Raw genomic sequence first — 13,231 nt, forward strand, 5'->3', positions numbered from 1 at the left:
TAAGCCACTGGCGCAACGAGCCGTACACGAGACAGCCGACGCGCGTCCTTCGGGGCCCTGCAGCCCACAGGACTCAGTTTGACGTTGACGCCATGCGGGACACGCGGGATCGGCGCCGATGCCGGTGATGGATCTGCGTCAACCCGCAGCGCGCAGACGCGCCTGGCCAACGCGTTCGCCAACGCACATGGCCGGGATCAGTGCAGATCGGCCGGCAACTCCACCCGCGCGAACACGCGCAGATCGTGCAATCCATCCGGCTTCATGACCGCGCAGCGGCTGACGCCTTCTTCGACAAAGCCGTTGCGCAGCAGCACCCTGGCCGATGCCGGGTTGGTGTCGAGCACGGTGGCCTGGACGCGATAGAGGGGAAAGGTCTGCAGTGCCCAGTCCACATAAGTGGCCACGATGCGCGTCATCCAGCCACGGCCCCAGTACGCGCTGCCGATCCAGTAGCCCAGCTCGGCCGAAAAGCGTCGCTCGCCCTGCCCCGGACGCACCGCGATCGTGCCGCAGGCCTGGCCGTCGATCTCGATGGCCAGCACCGGGTGTTGCAGGTCGACCACGCGTCCGGCCAGGAAAGCCTCGCCGTCGGCGCGCGTATACGGATGCGGAAAGCGCTCACTCAACCCACGCGGCACCAGCGGGTCGTTGGCGTGCAGCAGCAAGGCACCCAGATCGTCCTGGCGCCAGCGGCGCAGCACGAAGCCATCTCCATGCAGCATCAATATTCGTCCATCGCTTCGTCCCTGCAGTGGCTGACAAAACGTAACGGGCAGTCGCCAGGTGGATACGGAAGGCGCGCCCGGAACCGGAGTGTACGCGTGGCACATGCCGATTCCAGGCACCGGCTGCGCGCCTGACGGTGAGCGCAGTCGTTTCGTTCGCCGCTCCGGATCGCGCAGCATCGACACCGTCGATACCGCGCACCCCGGCCGCAAGCCGGCGACTCAGCGCCTGGCGGTCTGCGCCTGCTTGAGCGCGGCGCACAGGCGGATGGTCTCGCCGGTCTGGGCCATGCCACGGTCGGCACCGCTGAGCGTGGCCAGGCGCGGTTTGAAGAACGCATCCAGGCGGTCGGCTTCTTCCACGCTGCAGCCACCGGACGCACCCAGCGCCGGCAACCCGCCGCCATCGAACGAGCCGCTGCGCTGCACGATGCGGTCGAAGTTGGCGGTAAACCACGGCCACATCGAATCGTGCGAGGTCTCGTAACTGTGGCCGCGCGTCAGCAGGCTCTTCATCTCGCCCACCTTGATCGCATCGGTCAGCGCGAAATCACGCACCTGGGTGAGCAGCGCCGGGTCCTGCACCGCGCCCAGGGCGGCGATCATGGCGTTGCGCTGCGCCGGGTCGGCGTGCGTGCGCAGCGCAGCGATCAAGGCCTGCACCGCCGGTGCGCCGCGCTCCTGCGCGGTCACTGCCAGCGCAGTGCCGAGCAGATCCGGATTGGCCTTGGAGAAGTCCAGTGCGCCGTTGCCGCCGGCCAGTACCGCATCGCCCTGCGCGAGCAGTGCCTTGCGCACCTCCGCGTTCTGCAGGCGCAGCGCGAACAGGCCGGCCAGCGCCGAACGCAAGCTGGTGTCGTCGATCGATTCGCCGCTACGCCGCGTGTAACCCAGCTGACGCAGACGCGGCAGATAGGCCTGTTCGGCCACCTTGCGCAATGCGCCGCGCTGGGCCTCGCTGGTGGCCTGGTAGCGCCAGATCCACACGAAGCGGTTCAGCAGCGCGGTGGACACATCGGCCGACGCGGACGGCGCCAATTGCCTGAGCGCTGCCAGCACCGCGTCGCTGTCGGCATCGCCATGGCGGTAGGCCGCATCGATCGCATCGGCATAGGCCAGCTGTTCGTTGTCGTCGAGCTGGCCGACCTGCTTGCCCAGTGCGGCCAGCTGCTTCTTCGGCAGGCTGAAGCGGTAATAGCCGGCGCCACGCGCATTCGGGAACACCCAGGTGTTCTTGCCGGCGCCGTCCAGCACGATGCTGCCGCTGGCGCCGTCGAGCATCTGGCAGGCGGTGCCGACCTGGTCCTTGCCCTTGCCGTACTTGACGCACACCGGCACGCCCCATTGCTGCGCGGCCGCGCCGGTGGAGCCCAGCGGCAGGTAGCGCTGCTGCTGCAGCCTGACCACGGTCTTGCCGCCTTCACTGGCGAGCTGGGTCTGCAGGTACGGCACGCCCGGCTGATTGAGGAAGCTGCGGAATGCGGCCTTGAACTCTTCGCCCTTGCCGGCGGCGGCGGCGATCGCATCGACCAGATCGTCGGCGGTGGCGTTGCCGAATTTATGCTTGGCGATGTAGGCGCGCATGCCCTCGCGGAACACATCTTCGCCGACGAAGGCTTCGAACATCGCCAGCACCGCCGCACCCTTCTGGTAGGTGATGCCGTCGAAGGCGGTTTCGATATCGCCGTTGCCGGTGATCGGCTGGCGGATCTTGCGTGCGCTGACCAGGCTGTCGTTGTCCATCGCATGCTGGGCACCGGCGATGCGGTCCAGATTGGCGCGGTACTCCGGGTGCAGCTGCATGGTGATCTTCTGCTGCATCCAGGTGGCAAACGCCTCGTTCAACCACAGGTCGTCCCACCATTCCATGGTGACGGCGTCGCCGGTCCACTGGTGGGCCAGCTCATGGGCATTGGTGTTGAAGGAGCGCTGCACGTTCTCTGCCGGCGAGTCCTTGTCCAGCAGCAGCAGCCAGTCGCGGAAGGTGACAAACCCGGGGTTTTCCATCGCGCCGGCGCTGAAGTCCGGGGCGGCGACCAGATCGAGCTTGTCGAACGGATAACCGAAGGCGTAATAGTCCTCCAGCGCGGCGATGATCGCCGGGGTCTGGTCCAGCGCCGGGGTGATGCGCGGGCCCTGGCCCTTGGCGGCAATGCCGCGCAACGGGGTCGGATTGGGGCGCTGCGTGGTGGCCGGCATGGCCGGCACGTCCACCACGTCCCAGGGGCCGGCGGCGTAGGCGACCAGGTAGGTCGGCAGCGGCACGGTCGGGGCGAAGCTCACCGTCTTCCAGCCTTTGCCGGCCGGCTTGGTCGAGGTGGCGATGGTGTTGGCCAGCGCCTGGTCGTCGGTGGGCACAGTCAGGCTGAGGTCGAACGGGGTCTTGAACGCCGGCTCGTCGAACCCGGGGAACGCATAGCGCGCGCTGATCGGCTCCATCTGCGTCATCGCATAGGCCTGGCCCTGGTACTTCACCTGATACAGGCCCTGCAGCTGCTGGTTGAGCGGCGCGCTGTAGACGATGTCCACGGTAAGCGTCTGCGGCTGCAGCGTGCGGCCGAAATCCAGGCGCACCACGCCGGTCTGCGCATCGGCTTGCACGTAGCGGGCGGTCAGCGCCTTGCCCTTGGCCGGCTGGACCGTGGCCTTGCTGACCTTCAACTCCTTGCCGTGCAGCCACAGATGGTCGGAGGCCCGCTTGAGCTGCACGCGGATGCTGCTGCGGCCGCTGAACTCGGCCTGGTCCGGGTCGATCTTGAACGCCAGGCTGTAGCGCTCGGGCACCGCCCAGGTCGGCAGGCGGCCATTGGGGACCGGCTCGCCGGAGGACTGCGCCAGCGCGGTGCCGCAGCACAGCGCAAGGAGAGAGGGAGCAAGCAGGCAGGCAAGACGACGCATTGGCGATTCCGGTCAGGATAACCGCAGGAGTCGACCATAGCCGGGCATGACTGTCATGTGACCTTAGTCATTGCGCAACTGATGCGGCGGCTGCGCAGACACCCACACGGCAGGCACGGGCATGGCACTGCGGCCCGTCAGCAGCCTGCCGTGCTCAGGCGTGCCCGCCTACCGACGGCGTCTGCGCCTCCAGGGTTTCCAGCTCGCGCGCCACCGCTTCGGGCGACTTGGTGAATGGCGCGATCAGGCTGTAGAACGCCGGCACCACGTACAGCGACAGCAGCGTGGACAGCGACACGCCGAAGATCACCACCACGCCGATCGTGGCGCGGCTGGCCGAGCCGGGCCCACCGGCCACCACCAGCGGAATCGCGCCGACCACGGTGGCGATCGAGGTCATCAGGATCGGACGCAGGCGCACCGATGCCGATTCCACGATCGCCGCGTGCACGCTGCGGCCTTCGTCGCGCAACTGATTGGCGAACTCCACGATCAGGATGCCGTTCTTGGCCGCCAGGCCCACCAGCATCACGATGCCGATCTGACTGAACAGGTTGAGCGTGCCGCCGGTGAGCCACAGGCCGACCAGCGCGCCGAGCACCGCCAGCGGCACGGTGAGCATGATCACCAGTGGATGGGCGAAGCTCTCGAACTGCGCGGCCAGCACCAGGTACACCACCAGCAGGGCCATGCCGAAGGTCAGCAATACCGCGCTGCCGGATTGCTGGTACTCGCGCGATTCGCCCTTCCAGTCCACCTGCGCATACTCGGGCAGTTCCTCGCGCGCGGCCTGCTGCGCCCAGGCAATGGCCTCGCCGAGCGGGTAGCCCGGCGCCAGGCCGGCACTGATGGTGATCGCACGCAGGCGGTTGAAGCGGTTCAGGGTACCGGCCTCGGCCACTTCGCTGAGCGTGACCAGGTTGGACAGCGGAATCAGCTCGCCACGCGTGGAGCGCACGCGGATGGCGGTGAGGTCTTCCGGCGCCATGCGGCCTTCGCGCCCGGCCTGCAGCATCACGTCGTACTCCTCGCCGTTGTCCACGAACGTGGTGACGCGGCGCGAGCCCATCATCGCTTCCAGCGCGCCCCCGATCGCGGTGACCGGCACGCCCAGGTCGGCCGCACGCAGGCGGTCGATGTTCACGCGCATCTGCGGGCGGGTTTCCTTGTAGTCCGAGTCCGGGCCGACCAGGCCGGGATTGGCTTCCATGCGCCGCAGGATGCGGTCGCGCCACTGCGCGATCTCCGCATAATCCGGCCCGCCCAGCACCAGCTGGAACGGCTGCCCGCGGCTGCGCACCAGGCCGCCGCTCACCTGCGTGCGTGCACGCACGCCGCTGAGCACGTTGAGTTTCTGCTGCAGTTCGTCGGCCACTTCGGTGGTCGGGCGCGTGCGTTGCTCCCAGTCCTGCAGGAACACGCTGACCCGGCCGGTATGCATCTCCTCGCTGCTGCCGAAGCCGCCGGGCACGCGCGGATTGGCGCGCACGATCGGCTTGTCCGGCCCCACGTAGGGGCCGAGGATCGTCTCGACCTGATGCATCTGCCCCACGGTGTAATCGAAGCCCGCGCCCTCGGGCCCGTCGATCATGATCTGGAAGTTGCCGCGGTCTTCGGCCGGGGCCAGCTCGGAGGGAATCCGGCCCATCAACCACGCGCTGGCGCCCAGCGCCAACAGCATCAGCAGCGCGAAGATCCAGGTGCGATGCACATGCCGCTCCAGCGAGCGTCCGTACGCGCCGGACACCGCCTGCATGCGGCCATCGAACCAGCGATGGAAGCGATTGGGTTTGGCCTGCCCATGCGCGCGCAACAGCTTGGACGACATCATCGGCGTCAGCGTCAGCGCCACGAAGGCCGAGATCGCCACCGCCGCTGCCAATGCCACCGCCAGCTCGCGGAACAGGCGCCCGGTATTGCCTTCCAGAAAGCCCACCGGCAGGAACACCGCCACCAGCACCGCGGTGGTGGCAATCACCGCGAAGGCAACCTGCCCGGTACCGCGCCTGGCGGCCACCAGCGGCGGCTCGCCCAGGTCAATGCGGCGCTGGATGTTTTCCACCACCACGATCGCATCGTCCACCACCAGGCCGATACACAGCACCAGCGCGAGCAAGGTCAGCAGGTTGATCGAAAAATCGAACGCGTACAGCGCGATGAATGCGGCGATCAGACACACCGGCACCGTCACCGCCGGAATCAGCGCCGCGCGTGCGCTGCCCAGGAACACCCAGATCACCACCAGCACCAGCACCACCGCTTCGATCAGCGTGTGGTACACGCGCTCCACCGCCGCATCGATAAACGTCGTGGTGTCGAAGGCGACGAAGATGTTGGTGCCCTGCGGCAGCGACTTCTGTACCTCTTCGGCCTGCGCGCGTGCCTCGCGTGCAACGTCCAGCGCGTTGGCGGTGGAGTTGCGCACGATGCCCAGGCCCACATTGGGCACGCCGTTGCTCTGGAAGTAGGCGCGGCGCTCGGCCGAGGTCAGCTCGACCCTGGCCACGTCGCCCAGGCGCACCACATAGCCGCCCTCGCCCTTGCTGAGCGGCAGCTTGGCAAAGTCCTCGGGCTTGAGATAGCTGCGCTCCACGCGCAGGGTGAAATCGCGCTGCGCCGATTCGATGCTGCCGGCCGGCAGCTCCACGTTCTCGTTCTGCAGCGCCGCTTCCACATCGGCCACGGTGAGTTCGCGCGCGGCCAGTTGATCGCGGTCCAGCCAGATGCGCATCGCATAGCGCTGGCGCCCGCCGATACGCACCTGCGCCACGCCGTCCAGGCTGGAGAAGCGGTCCACTACGTAGCGCTCGGCGTAGTCGGACAGCTGCAGCGTGTCCATCGTGCTGGAGCTCATGTTGAGCCACAGGATGGGGTCGGCGTCGGCCTCGACCTTGGAAATCTCCGGCGGGCGCGCCTGGTCGGGCATGCGGTCGGAGACACGGCTGACCGCATCGCGCACGTCGTTGGCGGCCGCTTCCACATCGCGCGACTGCACGAATTCGATACTGATGTCGGACGAGCCATTGCGGCTGCGCGCCTCGATGGTCTCGATGCCTTCGATGCCGGCCAGTGCGTCTTCCAATACCTGGGTGATGCGGCTTTCCACCACCGCCGCCGACGCGCCGGTGTATTCCACATCCACCGACACGATCGGCGGGTCGATCGCCGGCAACTCGCGCAAGGTCAGCCGGGTGAACGACATCACCCCCAGCACGATCAGCAGCAGGCTCATCACCACCGCCATCACCGGGCGGGTAATGGACAGGTCGGAGAGTTTCATCGGGCTGCCTGCGGGCGCGCCGCTGCCGGCGCAGGTGCGGCCTGATCGACCACCTTCAGCCCCGGACGCAGCTTGCCGGTGCCGTCCACCACGATGCGCTCACCGGCCTTGACGCCGTCTAGAATTTCCACCTTGCCGTCGCGGCGCTCGCCCAGGCGCACGTCGGCGCGCTCCACGCTGCTGTCGGGCTTGACCCGGAACACGTAGGACTCGCGCCCCACCTGCACCACCGCGATCTCCGGGATCACGACCGCCTGCCGCGCCGGCTGGAACAGCCGCACATCCAGCAACATGCCCGGGCGCAGCCGGCGATCGCCGTTGGGGAAATCCGCCCGCACCGTCACCGAGCGGGTGGTCTCGTCGATACGCGAATCGATCGCCGCCACCACGCCCTCGAACTGCTGGCCCGGGTACGCCGCCGCTGTGCCGTTGACGGTATTGCCGAGCTGCACCAGCCCGAACTGCGATTCCGGCACCTGGAAGTCCACGTACATGCGCGCCACATCGTCCAGCGTGGCGATCACCGTGCTGGAAGTGATCAACGAGCCCGGGCTGATCTGGCGGATGCCGAGCACGCCGGAGAACGGCGCACGCACCTCGCGGTCGGTGATCTCCGCGCGCATCTGCTGCACGCGCGCCTGCGCCGCGTCGCGCAGCGCGCGTTGCGTATCGACGGTGGACTTGGCCACCAGTTGCTGGCCAACCAGGCTCAACTGGCGCCGGTACAGCTGGTCGGTTTCCTCGAAGGTGGCCTGGGCCGCGGTCAGCGCCGCCTGCTGCGAGTTGCCGCGCAGCCGCAGCAGCAGCTGCCCGGCCTTGACCTCGTCGCCACTGTCGAAGTTGACCTGCTCCACCACATCGCTCACTGCCGCGGTCAGCGCCACGGATTCGCGCGCGCGCACGGTGGCGATCGACTGCACGGTCGAGTTCCAGGGCTGGGTGGTCACCGCCTGCACAGAGACCGGGATGGGTTTGGCGGCGGCCGGCGCGGCGGCCTGACGGCTGCAACCGGCCAGCGTGACGGCCAACAAGAGCGCTGCGCCGAAACGCGCGCTGGGTCGAACAAGCATCAGAACATCCTGGCGGGGTACGTCGAAAGTTTAACGACCTAGCCGCCATGGAGTTGACAGAAAGGGCGTGCTTTGCACCATGACCAAAGACCCTTGCTGTCGTCGGCGCGATGCGCTGGTCAGCACAGCCACGGACACGGCGGCGAGGCTGTCGGAAGGGCGCGGCCGCCGCGCGGCCTCTGCATGTACGCATTCATGCATTGCGGCTTCGCGTTGCCCCCCACCCACCTGCCGCCTGCCGCTATGTCCTGTCAGCCAAGCTCAGCGTTCCAGCCCGAGAAACTCGAGCACATGACGCGCCAGCGCCTCTACGTTCTCACCATCGGCGTGAAGATGGACCTCCGGCGCTTCCGGCGCCTCGTAGGGCGAATCGATACCGGTGAAGTTGGGGATCTGCCCGGCCCGCGCCTTGCGGTACAGCCCCTTCACATCGCGCGCCTCGGCGACCGCCAGCGGCACGTCCACGAATACTTCGACAAATTCCCCGTCGTCGAAGCGCTCGCGCGCCAGTTGCCGTTCGGCACGGAACGGCGAGATGAAGCTCACCAGCACGATCAGGCCGGCATCGGCCATCAGCCGCGCCACCTCGGCCACGCGGCGGATGTTTTCCACCCGGTCTTCGTCGGTGAAACCCAGATCGCGGTTGAGCCCGTGGCGCACGTTGTCGCCGTCCAGGATGAAGGTGTGATAGCCCAGCGCATGCAGGCGCTTGTCGACCAGGTTGGCGACCGTGGATTTGCCCGCGCCCGAGAGGCCGGTGAACCACAGCACGCGCGGGCTCTGGCCCTTGATGCGCGCACGCGCGGCGCGATCCACATCCAGATGCTGCCAGTGCACGTTGCCGGCGCGGCGTAGCGCGAACTCCAGCGTGCCGGCGGCCACCGTGGCATTGCTCTGCCGGTCGATCAGGATGAAACCGCCCAGCACGCGATTGCGCGCATACGGCGAGAACGCGATCGGCTCGTCCAACGCCAGATTGCAGTAGCCCACCTCATTGAGCTCCAGCCGCTTGGCGGCCAGGCGCTCCTGCGTGTTCACATCGACCTTGTGCTTGATCTCGCTGATGCTCACGGTGACCGTGCGGGTACCGATCTTGAGCCAGTACGGGCGCCCCGGCAGCAAGGCGGCATCGTCCATCCACAGCAGATGCGCGGCGAACTGGTCGGCCACTTCCGGCGGGTCGTCGACGGCGGCGATGATGTCGCCACGGCTGATATCGATTTCCTCGCGCAAGGTCAGCGTGACCGCCTGGCCGGCGCGTGCGCTGTCGACCTCGCCGTTGGCATCCAGCACCGATGCCACCTGCGTACGGCGCCCGGACGGCACCACCACCACCGCATCGCCAACACGCACCTGCCCGGCCGCGATGGTGCCGGCGTAGCCACGGAAGTGCTGATGCGGGCGATTGACCCACTGCACCGGCAGCCGGAAGCCGCTGCCGGCTTCCGGCGTCTCCACTTGCACGGTTTCAAGATGCTGCAACAGATGCGGGCCGCCATACCACGGCATCCGCATCGAGGCGCTGGACAGATTTTCGCCCTCCAGTGCCGATAGCGGAATGCACTGCACATCGGCAATACCCAACTGCGCGGCCAGCGCGCGATAGCCCTCGGCGATGTCGGCGAACACCTGCGCGTCGTAGTCCACCAGGTCCATCTTGTTGACCGCCAGCACCACGTGGCCGATGCCCAGCAACGACACGATGTAACTGTGCCGGCGCGTCTGCGCCAACAGTCCCTTGCGCGCATCCACCAGCACCACCGCAACATCGGCGGTGGATGCGCCGGTGGCCATGTTGCGCGTGTACTGCTCGTGCCCGGGGCAATCGGCGACGATGAACTTGCGCTGGTCGGTATCGAAATAGCGGTACGCCACATCGATGGTGATGCCCTGCTCGCGCTCGGCGGCCAGCCCATCCATCAACAACGCATAGTCGATGCCCTCGCCCTGCGTGCCATGCCGGCGGCTATCGCTCTGCAGCGCGGCAAGCTGGTCGTCGAACAGGCGCTTGCTGTCGTACAGCAAGCGCCCGATCAAGGTGCTCTTGCCATCGTCCACGCTGCCGCAGGTGATGAAGCGCAGCAGCGGCTTGGCTTCGTGCTGGTGCAGGTAGGCGCCGATGGCGCCGGGAATCGGGAATCGGGAATCGGGAATCGCAAAGGCAGCCTCCTCCCTCATCTGGTTCGCGGCGAACTGCTGTTCCGATTCCCCATTCCCGATTCCCAATTCCCGGCCCATCAGAAATACCCCTCGAGCTTCTTCTGCTCCATCGACGCACCCGGCGCATGATCGATCATGCGGCCCTGGCGCTCGGAGCTGGTGCTGACCAGCATTTCGGCGATCACCGCCTCCAGCGTGTCTGCCGTCGATTCAATCGCGCCGGTCAGCGGATAGCAGCCCAGCGTACGGAAACGCACCGAGCGCAGCTGCGGCGTCTCGCCGTCGTGCAGCGGCAGGCGGTCGTCGTCGACCATGATCCAGGCGCCGTCGCGCTCCACCACCGGGCGCGGCGCGGCAAAGTAAAGCGGTACCACCGGTATCCGTTCGCGGTAGATGTACAGCCAGATATCCAGCTCGGTCCAGTTGGAGAGCGGAAACACGCGCACGCTTTCGCCGGGCTTGGTGCGCGCGTTGTAGAGATTCCACAGCTCCGGGCGCTGATTCTTGGGATCCCAGCGATGACGCGCATTGCGGAACGAGAACACGCGCTCCTTGGCACGCGATTTCTCCTCGTCGCGGCGCGCCCCGCCGATCGCCGCATCGAAACCGCCCTGCTCCAGCGCCTGCTTCAGGCCCTGGGTCTTCATGATGTCGGTATGCACCGCCGCACCGTGGCTGATCGGGCCGACGTCCTGGGCGATGCCGTCGGGGTTGATGTGCACGCGCAGGTCCACGCCGGTCTCGGCCGCACGGCGGTCGCGGAAGGCGATCATCTCGCCGAACTTCCAGCGCGTGTCCACATGCAGCAACGGAATCGGTGGCGGCGACGGTGCGAAGGCCTTGAGCAGCAGGTGCAGCAGCACCGAGCTGTCCTTGCCCACCGAATACAGCATCACCGGGGCCCGGAATTCGGCGGCGACCTCGCGCAGGATGTGGATGCTTTCGGCCTCGAGCCGATCCAGGTGTGACAGGGGCAACAGGGTCATCGGGGTGTCGTGGGCGTCGGCGGGGCAGACCAGCCGATGGTAGGGCAAGGCGTCGCAGTGTGTAGCGCAGGCCGCCCGCACCCAAATAAGCGGCCGGCATAACGCGATAACGGCTCATCCTTTCTGGCCGCGGCAACGCATCCCTAACATCGCCGGTCTCATCAACCGCCCTGGATCCGAATGACCGCCGCCAGTTCCGCGCTACCGCCCAGCCCCTTGCCCGACGAGCGCAAGGCGCTGCTGGACCGGTTGGTCGACGGCCTGGATGCCGCGTCGCTGTGGTGGCTGTCCGGCTACACCGCCGGCCTGGCCCAGGGCCAGCCACCGCGCTCGCTGGCGGTGCTGCCGGGCGGCCAGCCGCACGCGCCGGCGCAGGAGAGCCAGCGCCTGACCGTGCTGTACGGCAGCCAGACCGGCAATGCCCGCCGCGAAGCCGAGCAGCTGGCGAGCGAGGCCGAGGCCGCCGGCCTGAGCGTGCGCCTGCTGCGCGCCGACCAGTACCCCACCCGTGAGCTGGCCAGCGAACGGCTGCTCTACGTGGTCATCAGCACCCAGGGCGAAGGCGACCCGCCGGACGATGCGATCGGGCTGGTGGAGTTCCTGGCCAGCCGCCGCGCGCCCAAGCTGCCCGAGCTCAAGTACGCAGTGCTGGGCCTGGGCGATTCCAGTTACGCGGAATTCTGCGGCATCGCCCGCCGTATCGACGACCGCCTGGCCGAACTCGGCGGCAGCCGCGTGCAGCCGCGCGGCGAAGCCGACCTGGATATCGACAGCGTCGCTGCGCCGTGGCGCGCGCAAGCGCTCAGGCACGCGCGCGAACAGCTCAAGAGCGGCCCGCCCTCGGCCACCATCACGCCGTTGCGCAGCGGTGCGGCCGCGCCGGTGTGGTCGCATCAGCACCCCTTCGCTGCCGAAGTACTGGCCAACCAGGTCGTCAGCGGGCGCGACTTCAAGGGCCCGCAGTTCCGCGTGTACGCCTTGCCGAGCAAGCGCGTGCGCCATCTGGAATTGTCGCTGGAAGGCAGCGGGCTGGCCTACGAGCCCGGCGATGCGCTGGGCGTCCGTCATCGCAATCCGCCCGCGCTGGTGGATGCGGTGCTGCAGACGCTGCGCCTGGACAGTCATGCCACGGTCACCGTCGGCGAAGAGACCCTGGCCCTGCACGAGTGGCTGGCCACCCGGCGCGAACTGACCAAGTTGTCGCGGCCGCTGCTGGCCGCACATGCCGAGCGTGCGGGCGCCGACGAGCTGCAGGCGCTGCTCACCCCGACCCAGACCGCCGGCCTGGCGTCGTTGCTTGCCGATCACCAGCTGATCGACGTGCTGCGACGCTGGCCGGCGGATTGGGACCATGCCGGCCTGCTGGCCGCCCTGCGTCCGCTCACCCCGCGCCTGTACTCGATCGCCTCCAGCCGCAAGCGCGTGGGCGAGGAAGTGCACCTGGTGGTGGACGAGCTCACCTACCAGGCACACGGGCATGCGCACCTGGGCTCGGCCAGCGGCTTTCTCGCCGCGCTGCGCGAAGGCGACACCGCCCCGGTCTACATCGAGCCAAACGCGCGCTTCCGGGTGCCGGCCGATACCGATCGCGACATCCTGATGATCGGCCCGGGCACCGGCGTGGCGCCGTTCCGCGGCTTCGTGCAGGAGCGCGCCGAAACCGGCGCCAAGGGCCGCAACTGGCTGTTCTTCGGCGCCCAGCATTTCAATACCGATTTCCTCTATCAGGCCGAATGGCAGCAGGCCTTGCAACGCGGCGAACTGCACGCGCTGGACCTGGCGTTCTCGCGCGACCAGTCCGAAAAGATCTACGTGCAGCATCGCCTGCGCGCGCGCGGCGCCGAGGTCTATGCCTGGCTGCAGGACGGCGCGCACCTGTACGTCTGCGGTGCCATCGGCATGGGCAAGGACGTGCACGCCGCCCTGCTCGACATCGTCGCCACCCACGGCGCCCTGGATGCGGAAGCCGCCGCGGCATATCTCACCCAGCTGCAGGTGGAGGGGCGGTATGCGCGCGATGTCTACTAGCGCCGGGAATCGGGAGTGGGGATTGGGGATTCGTAACGGCGGGCTCCGTGGGTCTGAGTGTTGTCGTAGTGCTGCTTGTTG

The 13,231-nt window shown here is 67.8% G+C and carries 7 protein-coding genes and 1 other RNA gene; 1 reads left to right on the forward strand and 7 read right to left on the reverse strand.

The annotated features are described in order from the left end of the window. Positions 1-197 precede the first annotated feature (197 nt). The 7 genes from EO174_RS10155 to cysD form a co-directional block, all read right to left on the reverse strand. Complete coding sequence (locus EO174_RS10155) at positions 198-725, reverse strand: GNAT family N-acetyltransferase (RefSeq protein WP_126944251.1); 528 nt, start codon at positions 723-725, stop codon at positions 198-200. 31 nt (positions 726-756) lie between these two features. After that, positions 757-833, reverse strand: a non-coding RNA gene (locus EO174_RS10160) — sX9 sRNA. Positions 834-950: 117 nt separating this feature from the next. Continuing rightward, a complete protein-coding gene (locus EO174_RS10165; protein WP_126944254.1) occupies positions 951-3,626 on the reverse strand; it encodes a M1 family metallopeptidase in 2,676 nt (891 codons plus the stop codon). A gap of 154 nt (positions 3,627-3,780) precedes the next feature. Beyond that, a complete protein-coding gene (locus EO174_RS10170) occupies positions 3,781-6,906 on the reverse strand; it encodes an efflux RND transporter permease subunit (protein ID WP_126944257.1) in 3,126 nt (1,041 codons plus the stop codon). Further along, entirely contained in the window at positions 6,903-7,976 is a 1,074-nt protein-coding gene (locus EO174_RS10175) for an efflux RND transporter periplasmic adaptor subunit (RefSeq protein WP_126944260.1), read from the reverse strand. Before EO174_RS10175 ends, EO174_RS10170 begins: the two co-directional genes overlap by 4 nt. A 261-nt stretch (positions 7,977-8,237) precedes the next feature. Beyond that, positions 8,238-10,154: a sulfate adenylyltransferase subunit CysN gene (cysN, locus tag EO174_RS10180; RefSeq protein ID WP_241240001.1), complete on the reverse strand. Its 1,917-nt coding sequence runs from the start codon at positions 10,152-10,154 to the stop codon at positions 8,238-8,240. Between the two features lie 59 nt (positions 10,155-10,213). Further along, positions 10,214-11,122 (reverse strand): sulfate adenylyltransferase subunit CysD, encoded by a 909-nt coding sequence (cysD, locus tag EO174_RS10185; RefSeq protein ID WP_047127128.1) that lies wholly within the window; start codon positions 11,120-11,122, stop codon positions 10,214-10,216. Positions 11,123-11,302: 180 nt separating this feature from the next. Here cysD and EO174_RS10190 point away from each other — a divergent pair, with 180 nt between their 5' ends. Continuing rightward, the gene (locus EO174_RS10190) at positions 11,303-13,150 is read left to right on the forward strand and encodes an assimilatory sulfite reductase (NADPH) flavoprotein subunit (protein ID WP_126944266.1); all 1,848 of its coding nucleotides are present in this window, start codon (positions 11,303-11,305) and stop codon (positions 13,148-13,150) included. Positions 13,151-13,231: the final 81 nt, after the last annotated feature.

Origin of the sequence: Xanthomonas sp. BRIP62418 (genome assembly GCF_003993495.1) — a bacterium.
GTDB classification, from domain to species: Bacteria; Pseudomonadota; Gammaproteobacteria; order Xanthomonadales; family Xanthomonadaceae; genus Xanthomonas; species Xanthomonas euroxanthea.